This window comes from Aminipila terrae, assembly GCF_010120715.1.
Lineage (GTDB): Bacteria > Bacillota > Clostridia > Peptostreptococcales > Anaerovoracaceae > Aminipila > Aminipila terrae.
In genome coordinates, this window is sequence record NZ_CP047591.1 from 2,283,324 (window position 1) to 2,305,641 (window position 22,318).

General features: G+C 38.6%; 13 protein-coding genes, 3 pseudogenes and 1 other annotated feature. Of the genes and pseudogenes, 12 read left to right on the top strand and 4 right to left on the bottom strand.

Translation table 11 applies throughout. The annotated features are described in order from the left end of the window. Positions 1-46 precede the first annotated feature (46 nt). The 11 genes and pseudogenes from rplA to Ami3637_RS10870 all read left to right on the top strand — a co-directional run bounded on the left by rplA (position 47) and on the right by Ami3637_RS10870 (position 16,023). A complete protein-coding gene (gene rplA, locus Ami3637_RS10820; RefSeq protein WP_162362595.1) occupies positions 47-745 on the top strand; it encodes a 50S ribosomal protein L1 in 699 nt (232 codons plus the stop codon). A 14-nt stretch (positions 746-759) separates the two neighbouring features. After that, positions 760-877 (top strand) — a sequence feature (ribosomal protein L10 leader region). 53 nt (positions 878-930) lie between these two features. Next, on the top strand, positions 931-1,428 hold the full coding sequence (gene rplJ / locus Ami3637_RS10825) for a 50S ribosomal protein L10 (RefSeq protein WP_162362596.1): 498 nt from the start codon (positions 931-933) through the stop codon (positions 1,426-1,428). 88 nt (positions 1,429-1,516) lie between these two features. Beyond that, the gene (rplL, locus tag Ami3637_RS10830) at positions 1,517-1,885 is read left to right on the top strand and encodes a 50S ribosomal protein L7/L12 (RefSeq protein WP_162362597.1); all 369 of its coding nucleotides are present in this window, start codon (positions 1,517-1,519) and stop codon (positions 1,883-1,885) included. Between the two features lie 385 nt (positions 1,886-2,270). Further along, a pseudogene (gene rpoB / locus Ami3637_RS18970) lies at positions 2,271-5,965 on the top strand (DNA-directed RNA polymerase subunit beta). Between the two features lie 17 nt (positions 5,966-5,982). Then, positions 5,983-9,638, top strand: a pseudogene (rpoC, locus tag Ami3637_RS10840) (DNA-directed RNA polymerase subunit beta'). Between the two features lie 177 nt (positions 9,639-9,815). Beyond that, entirely contained in the window at positions 9,816-10,250 is a 435-nt protein-coding gene (gene rpsL, locus Ami3637_RS10845; RefSeq protein WP_162362598.1) for a 30S ribosomal protein S12, read from the top strand. Between the two features lie 234 nt (positions 10,251-10,484). Next, the gene (gene rpsG, locus Ami3637_RS10850) at positions 10,485-10,955 is read left to right on the top strand and encodes a 30S ribosomal protein S7 (RefSeq protein ID WP_162362599.1); all 471 of its coding nucleotides are present in this window, start codon (positions 10,485-10,487) and stop codon (positions 10,953-10,955) included. Positions 10,956-11,001: 46 nt separating this feature from the next. Then, positions 11,002-13,064, top strand: a pseudogene (fusA, locus tag Ami3637_RS10855) (elongation factor G). A gap of 28 nt (positions 13,065-13,092) precedes the next feature. Then, on the top strand, positions 13,093-14,286 hold the full coding sequence (tuf, locus tag Ami3637_RS10860; protein WP_162362600.1) for an elongation factor Tu: 1,194 nt from the start codon (positions 13,093-13,095) through the stop codon (positions 14,284-14,286). A gap of 151 nt (positions 14,287-14,437) precedes the next feature. Beyond that, positions 14,438-14,998, top strand: a complete 561-nt coding sequence (yfcE, locus tag Ami3637_RS10865; RefSeq protein WP_162362601.1) for a phosphodiesterase — start codon at positions 14,438-14,440, stop codon at positions 14,996-14,998. A 32-nt stretch (positions 14,999-15,030) separates the two neighbouring features. After that, a complete protein-coding gene (locus Ami3637_RS10870; protein WP_330586612.1) occupies positions 15,031-16,023 on the top strand; it encodes a pseudouridine-5'-phosphate glycosidase in 993 nt (330 codons plus the stop codon). A gap of 212 nt (positions 16,024-16,235) precedes the next feature. On the opposite strand, the gene bioD is transcribed toward Ami3637_RS10870, so the two are convergent. From bioD to Ami3637_RS10890, 4 genes are all read right to left on the bottom strand, one after another. Then, positions 16,236-16,979 (bottom strand): dethiobiotin synthase, encoded by a 744-nt coding sequence (gene bioD / locus Ami3637_RS10875; RefSeq protein ID WP_162362602.1) that lies wholly within the window; start codon positions 16,977-16,979, stop codon positions 16,236-16,238. 52 nt (positions 16,980-17,031) lie between these two features. Then, positions 17,032-18,009 carry a biotin synthase BioB gene (gene bioB / locus Ami3637_RS10880; protein WP_162362603.1) on the bottom strand — a complete coding sequence of 326 codons (978 nt, stop codon included), beginning with the start codon at positions 18,007-18,009 and terminating at the stop codon, positions 17,032-17,034. A 1-nt stretch (position 18,010) separates the two neighbouring features. Then, on the bottom strand, positions 18,011-18,598 hold the full coding sequence (locus tag Ami3637_RS10885) for a biotin transporter BioY (RefSeq protein WP_162362604.1): 588 nt from the start codon (positions 18,596-18,598) through the stop codon (positions 18,011-18,013). A 164-nt stretch (positions 18,599-18,762) separates the two neighbouring features. Continuing rightward, entirely contained in the window at positions 18,763-19,629 is an 867-nt protein-coding gene (locus Ami3637_RS10890; RefSeq protein ID WP_162362605.1) for a YitT family protein, read from the bottom strand. A 344-nt stretch (positions 19,630-19,973) separates the two neighbouring features. On the opposite strand from Ami3637_RS10890, the gene Ami3637_RS10895 reads away from it, so the two are divergent. After that, positions 19,974-22,316 (top strand): ATP-dependent helicase, encoded by a 2,343-nt coding sequence (locus Ami3637_RS10895; RefSeq protein WP_162362606.1) that lies wholly within the window; start codon positions 19,974-19,976, stop codon positions 22,314-22,316. Positions 22,317-22,318: the final 2 nt, after the last annotated feature.

The following is a 22,318-nucleotide window of genomic DNA, read 5'->3' on the forward strand; positions in this document are numbered from 1 at the left end:
AGTAAATTTTGTGGCAGATCGTTTGTACCACAAGGAGGTAGATATTATGCCTAAGAGAGGCAAAACTTACAGAGAATCAGCTAAGTTAGTTGATAAAACAAATTTATATGAAGTTAGCGAAGCGATGGATTTAATTACAAAGACTGCAAAGGCTAAGTTTGATGAGACTGTTGAAATTCACATTAAACTGGGCGTTGATGGCAGACATGCTGACCAGCAGGTTAGAGGTGCTATCGTACTTCCTCACGGAACTGGTAAGTCAAAGAAAGTTCTGGTATTTGCTAAGGGTCCTAAAGCACAGGAAGCTGAAGCAGCAGGCGCAGATTTTGTTGGAGCTGAAGAATTAGCTCAGAAAATCCAGACTGAAAACTGGTTTGACTTTGATGTAGTAGTAGCAACTCCTGATATGATGGGCGTTGTTGGTAGACTGGGTAAGATTCTTGGTCCTAAAGGATTGATGCCAAACCCTAAATCAGGAACAGTAACTATGGATATTACAAAGGCTCTTGAAGAGATTAAAGCTGGTAAAGTTGAATACCGTCTTGACAAGACAAACATTATCCATACTCCAATCGGAAAAGCTTCTTTCGGAGCTCAGAAACTGGAAGAAAACTTTAAAGCTTTAATTGAAGCTGTTGTAAAGGCAAAGCCGGCAGCAGCAAAGGGACAGTATTTAAGAAGCGTAACAGTTGCTTCAACTATGGGTCCTGGAATAAAGTTAAATCCTATGAAGCTTTCAAACTAATAAAAGGTTGGAATAATTAAATAGAATTATCACCGTAGACAGCGGGTGCAATTGCTTAATTTCCCGCCGAGGTACAATATAAATATGTTGTCCTTGTCAGTCTATGATTGGCAGGGATTTTTTTATGGAGTACCCTATGATTTATTATCACCTGACGTTTAGCGCAGGTGGAGAAAGGAGTCAAAATGTCAATAGAAGCACAGAAAGAAAAACAATTAATAATTGACGAGATAAAAGATAAGCTGGAAAAAGCTCAGTCAGCGGTAGTTATTGACTATATCGGAACTACAGTTGCAGAAGCTGATGCTATGAGAAAGAAACTTCGTGATGCCAATGTGGATTACACTGTTTACAAGAATACTCTTGTAAAGAGAGCTATTCAGGGAACTAAGTACGAAGGTCTTGCTGAAGTATTGGAGGGACCAAGTGCTGTAGCAATCAGTTATGATGATGCAGTTGCTCCTGCAAGAGTAATTAACGGAGTAATTAAAGAATACAAGAAAATGGCTTTTAAGGCTGGTGTTGTTGAAGGAAATTTCTTTGATGCAAAAGGCATTGAAGCAATTGCTGCTCTTCCATCAAGAGAAGAACTTATTGCTAAGTTTATGGGTAGCATTCAGTCACCTGTATCTAAAGCAGTTAGAACATTCCAGGCTATTGCAGATGCTAAAGCTGAAGCATAGGAAACCCTGCATTTTGTAAAACAGAATGTAGAGAATTTTAAAATTAAAATTAATTAAGAATCAGATAAAAATAAAAAGGAGAACAAAAATGAACAAAGATCAGATTATCGAAGCTATCAAAGCGATGACAGTTTTAGAATTAAATGAATTAGTAAAAGCATGTGAAGAAGAATTCGGAGTATCAGCAGCAGCTCCAGTAGCAGTTGCAGGAGCAGCAGGTGCAGGTGCAGAAGCAGCTGAAGAACAGACAGAATTCACAGTAGTACTTGCAAGTGCTGGTGGAGAAAAGATTAAGGTTATCAAGGTTGTTAGAGAACTTACTGGCTTAGGTCTGAAGGAAGCTAAGGAATTAGTAGACGGAGCACCTTCAAACATTAAAGAAGGTATCGAAAAGGCAGAAGCTGAAGCTATCAAGAAGCAGTTAGAAGAAGTTGGCGCAACTGTAGAAATGAAATAAGCTTTTACGGAGACTTAAATTTAAGACGGCGAATTTCGCCGTCTTTTTTAACATTCTGTTCAGTACTTAAACACTATTGGCGGAATTTACGCAACAAAATTGAAATCAGAGATATTTAGAAAACCGTATATTTTATAAATTATGTCCAAAAAGGTATGAAATATAAGTGGAAAGTTAATAATAATTATGTAAAAACTAGAAAAAATAGCTTGACTAGAATTGAATGTTGTGATAATATAATAGACTGCCATACAATGTTATTTGTTAAAGAAATAATGAACGCACTATTGATTATGGCTGCTGAATATGAAGCGTTCATTGAATCAAAGAATCTGAGTTTGAGTGGGTCTTTTAAGGAAGACTCATGATATAAGGAGTGATGAATATGCCAACACCCGTTACAGTAGGTAGAAAACAGCGCATGAGCTTCTCAAAGATTAATGAGGTAGCAGAAATGCCTAATCTTATCGAAATTCAGACCGAATCTTATGACTGGTTCATAAAGGAAGGTCTATATGAAGTTTTTGAAGACATCTCACCGATAAAGGATTATGCAGGAAACTTAGTATTAGAATTTATCGATTACTCGCTAAGTGACCCTCCGAAATATGGGCAGGAGGAGTGTAAAGAACGAGATGTAACATATGCAGCTCCGCTAAAAGTTAAAGTTAGATTGATTAATAAAGAAACGGGAGAAGTAAAAGAGCAGGAAGTATTTATGGGAGACTTCCCTCTGATGACAGAAAAAGGTACATTTATATACAATGGTGCAGAGAGAGTAGTTGTAACTCAGTTAGTTCGTTCTCCTGGACCTTATTATGATGTAACCGTGGATAAGTCAAACAATAAGCTGTTCTCCACAACTATTATTCCTAACAGAGGAGCATGGCTTGAATACGAAACAGACTCAAATGAAATTATTTCAGTTAGAGTCGACAGAACCAGGAAACAACCTGTTACAACTTTACTAAGGGCGTTAGGTTTTGGATCAGATCAGGAAATCATTGATATTTTTGGAGAAGATTCGCGACTACGAAAATCTTTGGACAAGGATCCAACAGATAATTATGAGGATGGTCTTAAAGAAATTTATAAAAAACTTAGACCAGGAGAACCTCCTACAGTTGATAGTGCTAAATCTTTCTTAGATGCATTATTTTTTGATCCCAAAAGATACGACCTTGCAAAAGTTGGCAGATATAAATATAATAAAAAGCTTGGATTATCAAATAGAATCATTGGTGTAGTGGCAGCCGAAGATGTTTTTGATCCTAATACAGGGGAAATTCTGGCAGAAAAGGGCCAGAGGATTTCCAGAGAATTGGGTTTCCAGATTGAAAATGCAGGTGTAAAGGAAATTTACGCTTACGGCAAAACAGATGAGGATTATGTTACAAAGATTATTGGTAACAGATTTGTTGATTTAAAGCTATATGTTGATTTTGATATTACAGGACTTAAAGTAGAAGAAAAAGTTTATTATCCTGTATTAATGGAGATTCTTTCGGAATGTTCCACAGAAGATGAAATAAGAGAAGCTTTGGTAATGAGAAAGAATGACTTATCACCAAAGCACATTATAATAGATGATATCATTGCGTCCGTAAGCTATATTCTTAACCTGAATTATGGCATAGGCAGTGTAGATGATATAGATCACTTAGGAAACAGAAGACTTAGAACTGTTGGTGAATTGTTACAGAATCAGTTCAGAATCGGACTTGCCAGAATGGAAAGAGTCGTTAAAGAGAGAATGACTATTCAGGATATTGAGGTTACTACGCCTCAGGCCCTTATGAATATCAGACCTGTTACTGCGGCTATTAAGGAATTCTTTGGAAGTTCACAGTTATCACAGTTCATGGACCAGACTAATCCTCTTGCGGAACTGACTCACAAGAGAAGATTGTCAGCCCTAGGACCTGGAGGTCTATCCAGAGAGAGAGCTGGTTTCGAAGTCAGAGATGTACACCATTCTCACTATGGAAGAATGTGTCCTATTGAAACTCCGGAAGGTCCTAACATTGGACTTATTGGTTCCTTAACCACTTATGGTAAAATAAATGAATATGGTTTTATAGAAGCTCCTTACAGACCAGTTGACAAGAAAACTGGTGTTGTACAGAATTATATAGAATACTTAACTGCAGATGAAGAAGAAATGCTTATTATAGCACAGGCAAATGAACCCCTTGATTCAGAAAGCAAATTTGCAAATTACAAAGTTGCATCCAGAGGGTTGGAGGAGAAATCGACCTTGTTCCAAGAGAATTGATTGACTACATGGACGTATCTCCTAAACAGGTAGTATCTGTTGCTACTGCTATGATTCCGTTCCTGGAAAATGATGATGCTAACAGAGCCCTGATGGGGTCTAACATGCAGCGTCAGGCAGTACCTCTTTTGGTACCGGATGCTCCATACGTTGGTACAGGTATGGAATATAAGGCAGCCCGCGACTCAGGGGTTGTAATTCTTGCAAAAAATCCAGGTACGGTTGAGTATGTAGATGCAACAAAAATCAGAATCAGACGAGATGACGGTACAGGTACAGACGAATATGCCTTATTAAAGTTTAAGAGAGCCAACCAGAGTACCTGCATCAATCAGAGACCAATCGTAAATCATGGGGAGCACATAGAAAAGGGAGAAGTTATTGCAGACGGCCCTTCAACAGATTTAGGAGAAATTGCACTGGGAAGAAACCTTCTGATTGGATTTATGACCTGGGAAGGATATAACTACGAAGATGCTATTATTTTGAATGAGCGTCTTGTAATGGAAGATAAACTTACTACACTTCATATTGAAGAATATGAAGCAGAAGCCAGAGATACCAAGCTGGGACCTGAAGAGATTACACGAGATATCCCAAATGTAAGTGAAGAAGCCTTAAGAGACCTTGATGAAGAAGGCATTATCAGAGTTGGTGCCGAAGTTCATCCGGGAGATATACTTGTAGGGAAGGTAACACCAAAAGGTGAAACTGAACTTACTGCAGAAGAAAGACTGCTTCGTGCAATCTTTGGGGAAAAAGCCAGAGAAGTAAGAGATACATCTCTTAAAGTACCTCACGGCGAAACTGGTATTGTGGTAGACGTTAAAATTTTCTCAAGAGAAAATGGTGATGAACTTCCACCAGGAGTTAATAAGCTGGTTAGATGCTATATTATTACAAAGAGAAAAATCAGTGTTGGGGACAAAATGGCCGGTCGTCACGGTAATAAGGGTGTAATTTCAAGAATTCTGCCTGAAGAAGATATGCCATTTATGGAAAATGGTGAGCCAATTCAGGTAATGCTTAATCCTCTGGGGGTACCTTCCCGTATGAACGTTGGGCAGGTATTAGAGGTTCATCTGGGTCTGGCAGCCAAGTTTAAAGACTGGTATATCGCAACTCCAGTATTTGATGGAGCTAATGAAAAAGATATTATTAAACTTCTTGGAGAATGCGGCTATCCTGAGACTGGTAAGTTAAAACTGCGTGATGGCAGATCAGGCATGCCGTTTGATAATCCAGTTACAGTAGGATACATGTATATGCTGAAGCTGCATCATCTTGTAGATGATAAGATTCACGCAAGAAGTACAGGTCCTTATTCACTTGTAACTCAGCAGCCTCTTGGAGGTAAAGCTCAGTTCGGCGGACAACGTTTCGGAGAAATGGAAGTATGGGCTCTTGAAGCTTATGGGGCAGCCCATGTATTACAGGAAATCTTAACGGTAAAATCCGATGACGTTGTAGGCCGTGTTAAAACTTATGAAGCTATTGTAAAGGGCGAAAATATTCCTGAACCAGGTATTCCTGAATCCTTTAAAGTTCTTATTAAGGAAATGCAGAGTTTAGGCCTTGATGTTAAAGTCCTGACAGAAGATAATGAGGAAATTGAAATAAAGGAATCAACTGAATTTGAGGGGATTTCAAGTCTTGAAAATATTATAGATTTAGATGAGGAAGGGGAGCCTGAATCATTTGAAGAAGAATTTTTAGAGGAAGAGCTTGAAGAATCAGATGAAGAAGATGAAGATTTGGATATTATAGACCTTGAAGTAAGCGAAGAGCTTGATGATGAGTTATAGAAAGGGGGAGGGACTCCTTGAGTGATAATAATAACTATGAATTAAACAATTTTGAAGCGTTACAAATTAATTTAGCTTCCACAGAAAAAATTCTCAGCTGGTCTCACGGGGAAGTGAAGAAACCTGAAACAATCAATTACAGAACTTTGAAACCTGAAAAAGAAGGTTTATTCTGTGAAAGAATTTTCGGACCTACAAAGGACTGGGAGTGCCATTGTGGTAAATATAAAAGAATCCGATATAAAGGTATAGTATGTGACCGCTGCGGAGTAGAGGTTACAAAAGCAAAAGTAAGAAGAGAAAGAATGGGTCATATTGCTCTTGCAGCTCCAGTTTCCCATATCTGGTACTTTAAAGGTATTCCAAGCAGAATCGGACTGGTACTGGATATTTCTCCAAGAAATCTTGAAAAAGTATTATATTTTGCAGCTTATATCGTAACAGACCAGGGTAACACAAGCTTTGGTTATAAAGAAATACTGACAGAACAACAGTACAGGGAAGCCAGAGAGAAATACGGAAACGATTTTAAAGCTGGTATGGGTGCAGAAGCCATCAGAGAGCTGCTTACTCAGATTAATTTACCTGAACTGGCAGATGATTTAAGAAGAAAACTTAAAGATGCATCTGGTCAGAAGAAAATAAGAATCGTCAGAAGGCTTGAAGTAATAGAAGCTTTGAGAATTTCAAATAATAAGCCTGAGTGGATGATTTTGGAAGTTATTCCGGTTATTCCACCAGACTTAAGACCTATGGTTCAGTTGGACGGGGCAGATTTGCTACATCCGACTTAAACGACTTATACAGACGAGTTATTAACAGAAATAACAGATTAAAGAGACTGCTTGAACTGGGAGCACCTGATATCATCGTAAGAAATGAAAAGAGAATGCTTCAGGAAGCAGTGGATGCGCTTATTGATAATGGAAGAAGAGGCAGACCGGTAACAGGACCTGGCTCAAGACCTTTAAAATCTCTTTCAGATATGCTTAAAGGTAAACAGGGAAGATTCAGACAGAACCTTCTTGGTAAGCGTGTAGACTACTCTGGACGTTCTGTAATCGTAGTAGGACCAGAACTTAGATTCTATCAGTGTGGTCTTCCTAAGAAAATGGCGCTGGAACTATTCAAGCCGTTTATTATGAAGAAGCTTGTTCAGAACGGTCATGCTCACAACATTAAGAGTGCTAAGAGAATGGTTGAAAAAGTAAAACCTGAAGTATGGGATGTTTTAGAAAGTGTTATTAAAGAGCATCCGGTAATGCTTAACCGTGCTCCGACTCTTCACAGATTAGGTATTCAGGCTTTTGAACCAGTATTGGTAGAAGGCAAGGCAATTAAACTTCATCCATTGGTATGTACAGCATTCAATGCAGACTTTGACGGAGACCAGATGGCGGTTCACGTTCCTTTATCCGTTGAAGCCCAGGCAGAAGCAAGATTCCTGATGTTGTCCGTTAATAATATTCTTGCTCCAAAGGATGGCTCACCAATTACAACCCCTACCCAGGATATGATTCTGGGAAGCTACTACCTGACTCATCCAGGAATGGAAGACAGAAGTACGGTTGCTGAAAAGGGCGACGGAAAAGTATTTACTGACTTTGACGAAATGATGATGGCATATCAGAATGGTGTTGTTGGTATTCATGCCAGAGTTAAAGTAAGAAGATATTGTGACGAAAACGATTCCAGAGGAAAATTAGTGGAATCAACAGTAGGAAGATTTATATTTAATGCAAATATCCCTCAGGATCTTGGATATGTTGATAGAAAAATTGATAGATATACACTTGAGGTAGACTTCCTGTGCGACAAGAAGAAGCTGGGACAGATTATTGATAAGTGTTACAGGGTGCATGGCAACACTGGAACTGCAATTATGCTGGATGCTATTAAGGATATGGGCTTCCATTATTCAACGAAAGGTGCCGTTACAATCAGTATTTCTGATATGGAAATTCCTAAGGAGAAACCGGAAATTCTTGCTAAAGCAGAAGCACAGGTTGATAAATACGAAAAGGCTTACAGAGCTGGTCTGGTATCAAACCAGGAAAGATATGAAAAGGTTATCAGTATCTGGAATAAGACAACAGACGAAATTGCAGATGCACTAATGAATTCACTTGGAACATTAAATAACTTGTTCATCATGGCCCACTCTGGTGCCAGAGGTAGTAAAAACCAGATTAAGCAGGTTGGTGGTATGCGTGGACTTATGGCTAACGCATCTGGTAAAACTATTGAAATTCCTATTAAGGCTAACTTCCGTGAAGGCTTATCTGTATTGGAATACTTTATTTCCACAAATGGTGCCAGAAAAGGTCTGGCCGATACAGCCCTAAGAACAGCCGACTCAGGTTACTTGACAAGAAGACTTGTTGACGTATCACATAACGTTATTGTAAGAGAGGTTGACTGTGGTACAGATGAGGGTATAGAAGTAAGAGCCTTTACTGATGGTAAGGAAGTAATTGAAGCCCTTAAGCTTCGTATTGTAGGAAGAACTTCACTTACTGATATATATGATCCGAATACTGGAGAATTAATTGTTGAGCAGAATGAAGAAATTTCAGAAGCTGCTGCTGAACACATTGAGAACTGTGGTATTGAGGCTGTAGCAATCAGATCTGTTATGACTTGTCACAGTACATCAGGTATTTGTGCTAAGTGTTATGGCAGAAACCTTGCAACAGGTGAAAATGTAAATATTGGAGAGGCTGTTGGTATTACGGCTGCTCAGTCTATCGGTGAACCAGGTACTCAGTTAACCATGAGAACCTTCCATACGGGTGGTGTAGCAGGTAGCGATATTACACAGGGTCTTCCAAGAGTTGAAGAACTTTTCGAAGCCAGAAAGCCTAAAGGTCTTGCTGAAATCTGTGAAGCAGATGGTACTGTAGTTTCTATAGAGTCCAGAAAAGATAATAAGACTGAGGTTAAGGTAAGAGGAGATGAGGAAAGATCCTATATCATTCCTTACGGTGCAAGACTGAATGTCAGAGAGGGCGACTATGTCCTGGCTGGAGGTTCAATCACCAAAGGTCCTTTAAACCCTCATGATATCTTGAGATTAAATGGCGTTGAAGGGGTATACCAGTACCTGCTTAAAGAAGTACAGCGTGTATATAAACAACAGGGTGTTGATATCAATGACAAGCATGTAGAAGTTATTGTAAGCCAGATGCTTTCAAAGTGTAAAATTGAAGAAGCTGGAGATACAACACTGCTTCCAGGAGGCTTATACAGCGTATATGAGATTGAAGAAGCAAATGCTATTGCAGCTGAAAATGGCGGAGAGCCTGCTGTAGGAAAAAGAGTACTTCTTGGTATTACCAAGGCATCTCTTGCTACAAATTCATTTTTATCTGCGGCTTCCTTCCAGGAAACTACAAGAGTCCTTACGGATGCAGCAATTAAGGGTAAGAAGGATGGACTTCTTGGACTTAAGGAAAACGTTATCATTGGTAAGCTGATACCTGCTGGTACAGGTATGAAACGATACAAAGGTATAAAACTTGACTATGGCGTAAATACAGAACTGATGGAATCCTTCTCCACAAACAATGAGGATGAGGAAGAAGAAGATTTTGAAGATCTTGCAGATATGGAATCCGTAGTTGATACAGATTTTTCAGGAGCAGATATTGTTGAGCTTGAGGATTTAGAATAATTAGCTTGACATGAAATCTGCAAATATGATAAAATATTTATCGATTCTGAGCCTGATTTTATAAAGAAATTTGTAAAATTCTGGGCATTAGGATATATTATTTACGAATAAACTTGTGCATTTGGGAAATAATACCCTAGTGCACAAGTTTAAAGTGTTTAAAGAAAGGAGAAAATAATGCCTACTATTAACCAATTAGTACGTGACGGCAGACAGTCTGCAGTAAAGAAGTCAAATTCACCAGCATTATTAAAAGGATTAAACTCAATAAAGAGAGTTCCTACAGATATTGCTGCACCTCAGAAGAGAGGCGTTTGTACTTCTGTAAAAACTGTAACACCTAAAAAGCCTAACTCAGCGCTTAGAAAGGTTGCCAGAGTACGTTTAACAAATGGTATCGAAGTAACTGCTTATATTCCTGGTATTGGTCATAACCTACAGGAACACAGTGTTGTACTTATCAGAGGCGGAAGAGTAAAAGACCTTCCAGGTGTAAGATATCATATCGTTAGAGGAACTCTTGATACTGCCGGTGTAAACAACAGATTACAGGCCCGTTCAAAATATGGTGCAAAGAGACCAAAAGCAGCAAAAAATAATAATCGGATTTAAAAGGCCATGATATAAATGTTAATAGTATGTAATTATTTTTAAACATATATCAAGTGCGCCGCGGCATTTATGGCATTAAAAAATCAAAAGCTAAGCAGTTTTGAATTTTCTGGCGTCATAATGTCGAGTACCGACAAAGCAAAACTGTCTTACCTGTGCTTTTGGGTAATGACAGAGTAACTTTTTGCGAAAAAAATTAATGTAAAAAGCGAAGATTAACAGGAGGGAAGAGAAGTGCCAAGAAAAGGTAATACACCAAAAAGAGAAGTACTTCCAGATCCGGTTTATGGAAACCTAGTTGTTGCTAAACTGATCAACAGCATTATGTTAGACGGTAAGAAGGGCGTTGCTCAGTCAATCGTTTACGATGCATTTGACATGATTAAGCAGCAGACTGGTGAAGAACCGATTGAAGTATTTGAGAAGGCTATGAATAATATCATGCCAGTAGTAGAAGTTAGAGCTAGAAGAGTTGGTGGTGCTAACTACCAGGTTCCAGTTGAAGTAAGGGCTGAAAGACGTCAGACTCTGGGCTTAAGATGGCTTACAAAGTACACTAGAGCCAGAGGTGAAAAGACTATGTATGAAAGACTTGCTAAGGAACTTATGGATGCAGCTAACAGTACTGGCGGTTCAGTAAAGAAGAAGGAAGATACACATAAGATGGCAGAAGCTAATAAGGCTTTCGCACATTACAGATGGTAATTCCAAATAATAGAATTTAAAAAGAATAGCAGAAGGGAGGGTTATTATGCCTAGAGCTTTTTCGTTAGAAAATACAAGAAATATTGGTATTATGGCGCATATTGACGCTGGTAAGACCACTACAACAGAAAGAATTTTGTTCTATACAGGAAGAACACACAAGATTGGGGAAACTCATGAAGGTGCGGCTACAATGGACTGGATGGAACAGGAGCAGGAACGTGGTATCACAATAACCTCTGCTGCTACTACAGCACAATGGAAAGGTCATAGAATTAACATAATCGACACACCAGGCCATGTGGATTTTACAGTTGAAGTAGAAAGATCTCTGAGAGTTCTTGATGGAGCTGTAACAGTACTTTGCGCTAAGGCGGAGTAGAACCACAGTCTGAAACAGTTTGGAGACAGGCTGATAAGTATGAAGTTCCTAGAATGATTTTTATTAATAAAATGGATATCCTGGGAGCAAACTTCTACAGAGTTGTTGGCATGGTTAAAGACAGATTGAAAGCGAACGCAGTTCCTATTCAGTTACCAATCGGTGTTGAAGATAGTTTCATTGGAATTATCGACTTAGTAGAAATGAAAGCAGAGATATATAAGGATGACTTAGGTAAGGAGTTTGATATTACAGATATTCCGGAAAATATGATGGAACAGGCAAATGAGTGGAGAGAAAAAATGATCGAAGCTGTTGCTGAATGTGATGAAGAACTTACTATGAAATTCTTAGAAGGGGAAGAACTTACAAAGAAAGAAATCAAGGATACGATTAGAAAAGCAACTATTGCTGGACAAATGGTTCCTGTAACTTGTGGTTCTGCATACAGAAACAAGGGCGTTCAGATGATGCTGGATGCAGTTGTTGACTATATGCCATCACCTCTTGACATTCCGCCTATTAAAGGTGTTATTCCTGGTACAGAGGAAGAAGATGAAAGACCAGCTGATGATAAGGCTCCATTCTCAGCATTAGCATTTAAGATTATGGCAGACCCATTTGTTGGTAAGCTTGCATTCTTCAGAGTATACTCTGGTACTATCACATCAGGTTCATATGTATATAATTCAACTAAGGGAAAGAAGGAAAGAATCGGAAGAATCCTTCAGATGCATGCAAACAAGAGAGAGGATATCACTGAAGTTTATTCAGGAGATATTGCTGCTGCAGTAGGTTTCAAGGATACTACTACAGGTGATACAATTTGTGATGAAAAGCACGAAATCATCTTAGAATCCATGGAATTCCCAGATCCGGTTATTGAAATTGCTATTGAACCTAAAACTAAGGCAGGACAGGAAAAGATGGGTATTGCTTTAGCAAAGCTTGCTGAAGAAGATCCAACTTTTAAGACTTATACAAATACAGAGACTGGACAGACAATTATTGCAGGTATGGGAGAACTTCACCTTGAAATTATCGTAGACAGACTTCTAAGAGAATTTAAGGTAGAGGCTAACGTTGGTAAGCCTCAGGTTTCATATAAGGAAACTATCACAGAACTTGCAGACGTTGACCATAAGTATGCTAAGCAGTCTGGTGGTCGTGGTCAGTACGGTCATGTTAAAATCAAGGTTTATCCAAGACAGCCAGGCGAAGGCTTTGAATTTAAGAATTCAATTGTTGGTGGTGCTATTCCTAGAGAATACATTCCTAAGATTGAAGAAGGTGTCAGAGAAGCTATGAATGCTGGCCCTATTGCAGGATATAACGTTGTAGACGTTGGTGTTGAACTTTATGATGGTTCATATCATGAAGTTGACTCAAATGAAATGGCATTTAAGATTGCTGCTTCAATGGCATTCAGGGAAGCTTGCAAAAAGGCTAAACCAGTACTTCTTGAACCAATCTTTAAGGTTGAAGTTACAGTTCCTGAAGACTACATGGGAGATGTAATTGGTGATATCAGTTCAAGAAGAGGCAGAATCGAAGGTTCTGACATGAATGCTGGTGCAGTTGCAGTAAGAGGTTTTGTTCCTCTGTCAGAGATGTTTGGTTATGCAACTGACCTTCGTTCAAAGACTCAGGGTCGTGGTGTATATGTAATGCAGATGGACCACTTCGAAAAGTTACCTGATAGCTTGATTGAAAAAATTAACAAATAAGTAAATTTGTATAAAGGAGAAAATAAAAATGGCAAAGCAGAAATTTGAAAGAAATAAGCCACACGTAAATATCGGAACAATTGGTCACGTAGACCACGGTAAGACAACTCTTACAGCTGCAATCACAAAGACTTTACACCAGAGATATGGTTTAGGTCAGAAGGTTGACTTTGACATGATCGACAAGGCGCCAGAAGAAAGAGAAAGAGGTATCACTATTTCAACAGCTCACGTTGAATATGAAACACCAAACAGACACTATGCGCACGTAGACTGTCCGGGACATGCTGACTATGTAAAGAACATGATTACAGGAGCAGCTCAGATGGACGGAGCTATTCTGGTAGTAGCAGCAACAGACGGACCAATGCCACAGACAAGAGAACACATCCTGTTATCAAGACAGGTAGGTGTACCATATATCATCGTATTCTTAAACAAGTGCGATATGGTAGACGACGAAGAACTGCTTGACTTAGTAGAAATGGAAGTAAGAGAACTTCTTGACGAATATGAATTCCCAGGAGATGACACACCAATCATCAGAGGATCCGCATTAGGAGCATTAGAAAATCCAGAAGGTCCATGGGGAGATAAGATTGTAGAATTATTCGATGCAGTAGATTCATACATTCCAGAACCAGAAAGAGATAACAGCAAGCCATTCATCATGCCAGTAGAAGACGTATTCTCAATCACAGGAAGAGGAACAGTAGCAACAGGAAGAGTAGAAAGAGGAACACTGAAAGTTGGAGATGAAGTAGAAATCATCGGACTGACAGAAGAAAGAAGAAAAGTAGTAGTAACAGGAATCGAAATGTTCAGAAAGCTGTTAGATCAGGCAGAAACAGGAGATAACATCGGAGCACTACTAAGAGGCGTACAGAGAAGTGAAATCGAAAGAGGACAGGTACTATGTGCACCAGGAACAATTCATCCACATACAAAGTTTACTTCACAGGTATACGTACTGAAGAAGGAAGAAGGCGGAAGACATACACCTTTCTTTAACGGATACAGACCACAGTTCTATTTCAGAACAACAGACGTAACAGGAGATTTACAGTTACCAGAAGGAACAGAAATGTGTATGCCTGGAGATAACATCCAGATGACAATTAGCTTAATCACACCAATCGCAATCGAAGAAGGATTAAGATTCGCTATCAGAGAAGGCGGAAGAACAGTAGGTTCTGGTGTTGTAGCTACAGTTATTGAATAATTAAATATTTAGTAATTTAGATAAAAAGACGGTTTCAATGGAGACCGTCTTTTTTTTATTATATATTTATGTTTAGATGCATTAAAAGAAATTTTATGATAAAATAAAGTCTATGGTATTGATTTGTTGCAAAGCGCTAAGGAGGATTCGTATGAAATTAATGATCGCATCAGACATACATGGCTCATCTTATTACTGTAACAAGATGATAGAAGCTTATAAAGAAGAAGAAGCAGAGAAGTTGCTACTGCTTGGAGATATTCTTTATCATGGTCCCCGAAATGATTTACCAAAAGACTATGATCCAAAAAAAGTCATAAAGATGCTGAATAGTATAAGCAGAGAGATTTTATGTGTCAGAGGCAACTGTGAAGCAGAAGTAGATCAGATGGTGCTGGATTTCCCAGTATTAGCAGACTATTGTATCATATATCTGGGAAGTCGAATGATGTTTGCAACCCATGGTCATAAACTAAATCCGGAAAATCTGCCGCCCCTGAATAAGGGAGATATACTTTTAAATGGCCATACTCATGTACCAAAATGTGTAGGGTATGGAGAGGCAGGGCAAATTGATTTTATCTACATGAATCCCGGATCGGTTTCTATGCCAAAAGAAAATAGCCCCCAAAGCTATATTATTGTAGATAACAATAAATTCACATGGAAGGATTTTGAAGGCAATGCTTACCTGGAATATAATATAAGATGATTATATAATCTCAAAGAGGAAGGTTAAATAGGATGAATAAGTTCAATAAATATTTAGATGTTTCAGCGGAAGTTGAGGAAGCACTAGAAGCAGGGAGACCTGTGGTTGCCCTTGAATCAACGATTATTTCTCATGGAATGCCATATCCACAAAATGTTGAAACAGCGCTACAGGTGGAAAAGATTATCCGTGAAAATGGGGCAGTGCCAGCTACTATAGCAATAATAAAAGGCCGGTTGAAAGTAGGTATTTCGCCAGAAGAAATTGACTACTTAGGCAAAAAAGGTCTTGAAGTAACAAAAGCCAGCAGAAGAGATGTTCCGGTTTTAGTAGCGGCTAAGGCAGATGGTGCTACCACTGTGGCAACAACAATGATTTTAGCTGCCATGGCAGGGGTTAGAGTCTTTGCTACAGGTGGCATAGGAGGAGTGCATCGAGGGGCAGAAGTTACCATGGATATATCAGCTGACCTTGAAGAACTTGGTATGACTCCAGTGATGGTTGTTTGTGCTGGGGCCAAGTCTATTCTTGACCTGGGACTTACGTTAGAATATCTTGAAACAAAAGGGGTCCCTGTTATTGGATATCAGACCAAAATGTTGCCAGCTTTCTACACCAGGGAAAGTGCCTTCAATGTAGATTACCGTATGGAAACTCCTAAGGAAATTGCCGATGCATGGACAGCCAAGCTGGAACTTGAACTGAAGGGTGGTATGCTTGTAACAAATCCTATTCCAGAAAAGTATGCCATGGATTCTGCATATATCAATAAGTGTATAGAAGAAGCTGTAGAAGAAGCGAAATCAATAGGAATAAAAGGAAAAGAAACTACTCCGTTTTTACTGGCTAAAATTAAGGAAATAACTGGGGAGAAAGCCTTGATTCCAATATACAACTGGTATTTAATAACGCCAGACTTGCCGCACAGATTGCCTGTGAGATGTGTAAATAAAATTAGTGTGGTAAGGATATCTGGCATTGACTACCGTAAATTTACAAAATTTAAAAACGCGGTAGCTTTTTGATTCTTTAATGGTCAGTTTTGAAACCTTTTTAGGGCTTTCATAGAAAAACCTACCGCAATTTGGAAAGTTAGCAAAAAATACGGTAGCATTTAACTAAAAAGCTACCTCGATTATTGATTTTTCTAAATTTTGAGAGCAAGCTATTTAAGCTGTCAAGCTTTCGGATAGTTTGACCAGAGAAATAAATAGACTCATTAGTTTTTTTAAAAACCTTATTTTGAGTGTAGAGTTGGGATACAATCCAAAACAGGTAGATTTGTAAGAAATTCTATCTGTTTTTTATTGTCTTTATGTAAAAGGTTGTTCCCATCAAAATTATTAAGTATAATGCCGGCAATGCTGATATTTTCCTGCCGGGCATATGCTACTGTAAGAAGCACAAGGTTTATAGTTCCCAGGCCTGCATCTGCAACAATGATTATATCAAGACCCAGCATTTTGATTATGTCGGGAAGCATTAGTAATTCAGAATTACTCTGGAGTTTATTGGGCAATGAAGTATTTGGAGTTCTCAGAGGACATAAAATGCCTCCGCAGCCTTCTACAACTAAAAAATCATATTCTTCACTCAGTTTGTTAAAGTGCTGGAGTATGACATTTTTTTCTATATAGGGTGTCCTATTTCTATGCGTGATATAGTGACAGTTCTTATGTATTCTATCCTGCTCAATTTTAGCGGCTAAATGAGGGGAGACGGCTGGCTCGAATATGTAGGAAACTAAATCTACAGGAGATCTGGGCAAATCAGCTACACGGCAGACATATTCTGCATCACCCGGAACCAGCCTTCCATTTTTCACATATGCTCCACTCAATGCAGGTTTATAATATCCCGCATTTACATTTTTTTCTCGTAAGTATTTTACAATCAGTCCGCTTACATAAGTTTTACCTGCATCTGTACCAGTGGCAGTAATAAAAATCCCTTTTTTATTATTAAAAATATTAGTTCCCATTGAAATACTCTCCTTCAGGCGCTATAGACCTTCATGTTTATTCAAACAATTATTAAAGCTTGGAAATTTTAAATCCTAAGTCTTTTATCATATTAATATCATAATTAATGCTGATGCCTGAGGTAGTAAGCATATCACCAGAGATAGCAGCATTTGCACCCGATGCAAAAACACTACGTCCTTTATCCTTTAAAAGGCCCCTGCCCCCTGCTAGTCTAAGGGCAGCTTCAGGCAGAATGAAACGGTAAAGTGCAACGATTTGCTTAACTTCATTCAGATTTAAAACAGGGTTATGCTCAAAAGGGGTATGAGGTATAGGGTTTAAGATATTGATTGGCACTGACTTTATGCCAAGTTCTTTTAAATCGAAAGCCATATCAATTCTGTCCCTCATTGTCTCTCCTAAACCCATAATTCCGCCACTGCAAACAGCTAGCCCGGCTTTCTGGGCTGCTTTGATTGTAGCTATCTTATCCTGATAAGTGTGAGTAGTACAGATAGCAGAAAAATTTCTTCTGGAAGTTTCCAGATTATTATGATAGCGTACAACTCCCGCCTGCCTTAGCTTTAACAACTGCTGGTAATTTAAAAGTCCATGAGAAGCACATAATGAAATGTTTAAACTACTGTGAATAAGTTTATAACTTTTACACAGTTGATCTACTTCCCTGTCATTAAGGGATCTGCCTGAAGTAACGATAGAATAACGCAGGATACCCTTTTCCTGGTTATATCTCGCCCCAGCCAGAAGACTGTCTGCATCCAGTAAAGAATAATTCCCTGTTTCTACTGGATAGTGGGCGGACTGGGCACAATATTTGCAATCTTCAGAGCATCTTCCACATTTCCCATTTATAATTGTGCAGATATCAAAATGGTCCCCACAGAAGTGGTGGCGGATTTGGTTGGCCGCTTCACAGAGCATCTCTGAATTTTGGGGGGAAGCGTGGCAGATGTCGGATAAATGTAGGGCTTCTTCCTTTGATATTTCATAGCCATTTATAATTTTATTTTTTAGTTCCTGTATCATATTAAACCCCCAGTCTTTTTAGTGGGTTAAAAAGCCGTGAAGCCAACAGGGACGCCAGTATGCATAAAAGAGCATCACCAGGAATATCCAGAGGTAAGGAAGCGGCTATAACAGCCCATATAGCTGTAGGTTCATGCATATAAAAATTAAGCATAAAATATTTGTAAATAAAGCCTATAGTATAGGTAATCAACATTCCAGTAAAAGCCACCGGCAGATAATACTTAAATTGGGGTTTCGTAATTCTTTCACATAAAAAGCCTACAGCAAAAGATGTGGCTACAAAGCCTATCAAATACCCAAAGCTTGGTCTGAATATATATTGTATTCCGCCTCCGGCAGCAAAGACCGGAATTCCCATCAATCCCATGAGAACGTAGGAACCTGTAGCTATCATGCCCAGACGTGAACCCAGAAGCATTCCTGAAAGTGTTACAAACAGAAACTGCAAGGTAAAGTAATCCATAAAAGGCACGGGAATCTGAATAAAGGCTCCTATGGCTGTTAATCCAGTGAATAATGCACAAAGAACTAATTCTCTTGTTGTAAATCTCTTTTTTGAAGTAATAGTGGTGTTTTCACTAATCATAATTGTGACTCCTTTAGTAAATAGAAAAATCTCATGTTGGCTTATGCAGGTAAGTATATCATAGAAGAAAATGGTTGTAAACCAAATAGTTGATGAAGGTTTACAACTACGGCGAAAAAGTACCGCTTAGTTTTATGAAAATCCTAAGCGGTATTGTCAGATAATTAATTTGTACGGTGTTCACGCTCAAAGCTGAAACCTCTTCCCTTTACTTCGTTAATACTACTGATCGTAATGAATGCATAGGGGTCAATTTTCTGCACTTCAGCATTTACACTGAATACTTTTCTGCTTGTGGTAACACATAAAACGGCCATTTGAGGAGTCTGCGTCATGGCTGTTTCCATGGATATAAGAGAAACTCCCACATTTAAATCGTGAAGAAGCACGTCTCTTATTTTATTATATTCTTTTGAAACAATAAATAATTGAGAACGCTGTGTCCCTGAAAGTATAACTTTGTTCACGATAAAACTGGTTATGATAGTAAAAAGAATTCCATACAGAACCTGTTCTGTGGTTGAAAAACCTATTTGTGTCAGTAGGATGCAAGTGTCAAAAGTGTATAGAGATAATGCTACAGGAATATGAAATTTTTTATTTAAAATAAGTGGTGGAATATCCATACCGCCAGTTGATGCACCCATCCTTAAAATCAAACCCATGCCTACACCAAGAAGTATGCCTCCTAAAATAGTGGAAAGGAGTACATCTTTTGTAAGATTGGAAAGTGGTTTGATGGATAAAAAAATGCTGACAAAAAGTGGGTAGAGAAAGGTACTTAATATGGTTGTAAGAGCAAATTTTTTACCAAGAAAAAAGAAGCCTAAAAGAAACAAAAATACGTTTAAAATGGTGAGAGTAACAGAAAGGTTTATCCCCAGATAATGTTCAACAGTAAGGGACAAACCTGTTGCTCCACCCATTATAATGCCATGAGGCCTTACAAAACAGGCTACAGTAAAAGCCAGAATTACATTGGCACCAATGATAATCAAAGAAGTTGAAGTAAGCTGTTGATATTTTTTCATTATAAACAAATCTCCTTGTAATATAAATTATTTTTCATATCTTATATAACTTAAGAACACTAAAGCTTATGATACCACAAATATATACATAATATTACCTTTTTTTAGAAAAAATTACCTATATAAAAATATTATTGATAATAAATAATGTTTTTATAAACAGGAGCCTAATATAACGGATTTTTATTTATAGTAAAAGAACGCACTTGCAGGGTTGTTTTTAAGGTGTTTTTTATATGGGTATGGCAATGGAAAGGCAAAATATGATATACTATCAATTACGGGATTTTGTAACACAATAAGGATAAAACTAGTTTTTATCCTGATTTTTTATAGGAGAAAATATGGATTACTTAAAGGGATTAAATGACAAGCAGCGGGAAGCTGCATTACATAAAGACGGACCATTACTTATACTGGCAGGTGCTGGTAGTGGAAAAACCAGTACCATGACCAGGAGAATCGCTTATCTGATAAAAGAAGAAAGGGTTTCCCCATACAATATATTTGCGGTAACCTTTACCAACAAGGCCGCCAAGGAAATGCGTGACAGAGTGGAAAATCTTATTGGAGAAGGTCTCAATATGTGGATATTGACTTTTCACTCCGCCTGCCTGAGGATTCTACGCAGGAACGCAGAGCTTTTAGGATATACAAATGATTTTGTAGTGTATGATCCTACAGATCAGAAAACAGTTATTAAAAACTGTATAAAAGCTGCAAATGTGGATGATAAAAAATATACTCCCGCTTATGTTTTAAGCGTTATCAGTGATAATAAAGAAAAGGCTGTAACCCCTCAGGAATTTATGAGACTGAATGAAGGAGACTTTAAAGGAAAAATCCTGGCAGGACTTTACAGTGAGTACTGTAAAACTTTAAAAAAGAATAATGCAATGGACTTTGACGATTTAATTGTGAATACTGTAAGACTTTTCGAAGAAAATGAGGATGTGCTGCTGCATTATCAGAACCGGTTTAAATACATTATGGTAGATGAGTATCAGGATACCAACTTTATGCAGTATCGATTTATACGGCTTTTGGCTGAAGCTCATAATAATATCTGTGTGGTAGGTGATGACGACCAGTGTATATACCAGTGGAGAGGTGCAGATATTACAAACATTTTAGATTTCGAAAAGGATTTTAAAAATACCAAAGTTATCAAATTGGAACAGAATTACCGTTCCTACGGAAATATACTGGCGGCTGCCCACAGCGTTGTTGAAAGAAATATGCAGAGAAAGCATAAGAAGCTTTGGACAGATAAGGAACCGGGAGAGAAGATTACATATTACCGGGCAGATGATGAAAAAGATGAAGCCAGATATATTGCTCAGGAAATTGACAGGCTGAAGACCAGCGACAGGCAATATAAAGATTTTGCTATTTTATACAGAACCAATGCTCAGTCCAGAAATTTTGAAGAAGCCCTTTCAGCCAGGGAAATTCCTTACAGGGTTCTGGGAGGACTAAGGTATTACGATAGAAAAGAAATCAAAGACATCATGTCATACATGAGATTAGTGCAGAACCCTTCTGATGATGTGGCTTTTGTAAGAATTATCAATGAACCAAAAAGAGGAATAGGGGACAAGACCGTTGAAAAGGTAAGGACATTAGCTGAAGTCCGGGGAGAGAGCCTGTTTGAAACCCTGAAAGACGATGAAGTGGTCATGGGGCTTCCTTCCAAAGCAGTAGCCAGTGTGCGTAAGATGGTAGATACCATACTTAAATACAGTGAAGAAAAGGATAATCTGAGAGTGTCTGATATTTACGATGGATTGTTGGTAAATACAGGTTATCTTAAATCACTGGAAGATGCAAATACTGTTGAAGCCGAAGGCAGGATAGAAAATATTATGGAATTTAAATCTGTAATATACGATTATGAAAAAGAAGACCCACAACTGTCTTTATCGGATTTTATGGAGAAAATCGCCCTGGTTGCAGAAGTGGACAACCACAATGAAAATGAAAATGCGGTGGTTCTGATGACCATGCATAGTGCTAAGGGATTGGAATTTCCAGTGGTGTTTCTTCCAGGAATGGAAGATGGGTTATTTCCTGGATGGCGGGCGCTGGAAAAGCCAGCAGGGCTTGAAGAGGAAAGAAGACTTTGTTATGTAGGCATGACCAGAGCTAAAGAACGTTTATTTATGACCAGTGCACAGATGCGTACACTTTATGGTAAGACAGAATATACCAGAGAGTCACAGTTTATGCGGGAAATTGATAAAAAACTTCTGGCAGGAGACGGGGTTTATGAGAAGAAATCAGCGAATCTGGAAAATGGTCTGGGAAGCAGCTTTGGCAACAGTTGGGGAAGCGGCTCCGGATTTGGCGGTACAGCAGCCCAGAAAGCACCTGCTTCAAGAACAGGAAGCAGCTGGGGTAATTTGGGTAGCAGGCCGGGAGCTTCTGCTCTAAGAGGTGGAAATGATGGCTTTGCCAGTGCCAGTCCAACCATGCCTTTTGATCCTTTGTCAGCAGCCAAGAGAGACTCTAAGGAAAGCGCAGCATCCAGAGGAAATGCAGATTTTCAGGCTGGAGACAGGGTGAACCATGCTAAGTTTGGAGAAGGTATGGTAGTCTCTGCAGATGGAAAGACTATCAGTGTAATGTTTGATTCAGCAGGTATGAAAAAGCTTGCGAAAGACATTGCACCAATTAAAAAAATATAGAG

Coding starts and splice junctions, on each gene's coding strand:
- rplA (WP_162362595.1), top strand. CDS start 47: ATGCCTAAGAGAGGCAAAACTTACAGAGAATCAGCTAAGTTAGTTGAT.
- rplJ (WP_162362596.1), top strand. CDS start 931: ATGTCAATAGAAGCACAGAAAGAAAAACAATTAATAATTGACGAGATA.
- rplL (WP_162362597.1), top strand. CDS start 1,517: ATGAACAAAGATCAGATTATCGAAGCTATCAAAGCGATGACAGTTTTA.
- rpsL (WP_162362598.1), top strand. CDS start 9,816: ATGCCTACTATTAACCAATTAGTACGTGACGGCAGACAGTCTGCAGTA.
- tuf (WP_162362600.1), top strand. CDS start 13,093: ATGGCAAAGCAGAAATTTGAAAGAAATAAGCCACACGTAAATATCGGA.
- yfcE (WP_162362601.1), top strand. CDS start 14,438: ATGAAATTAATGATCGCATCAGACATACATGGCTCATCTTATTACTGT.
- Ami3637_RS10870 (WP_330586612.1), top strand. CDS start 15,031: ATGAATAAGTTCAATAAATATTTAGATGTTTCAGCGGAAGTTGAGGAA.
- bioD (WP_162362602.1), bottom strand. CDS start 16,979: ATGGGAACTAATATTTTTAATAATAAAAAAGGGATTTTTATTACTGCC.
- bioB (WP_162362603.1), bottom strand. CDS start 18,009: ATGATACAGGAACTAAAAAATAAAATTATAAATGGCTATGAAATATCA.
- Ami3637_RS10885 (WP_162362604.1), bottom strand. CDS start 18,598: ATGATTAGTGAAAACACCACTATTACTTCAAAAAAGAGATTTACAACA.
- Ami3637_RS10890 (WP_162362605.1), bottom strand. CDS start 19,629: ATGAAAAAATATCAACAGCTTACTTCAACTTCTTTGATTATCATTGGT.
- Ami3637_RS10895 (WP_162362606.1), top strand. CDS start 19,974: ATGGATTACTTAAAGGGATTAAATGACAAGCAGCGGGAAGCTGCATTA.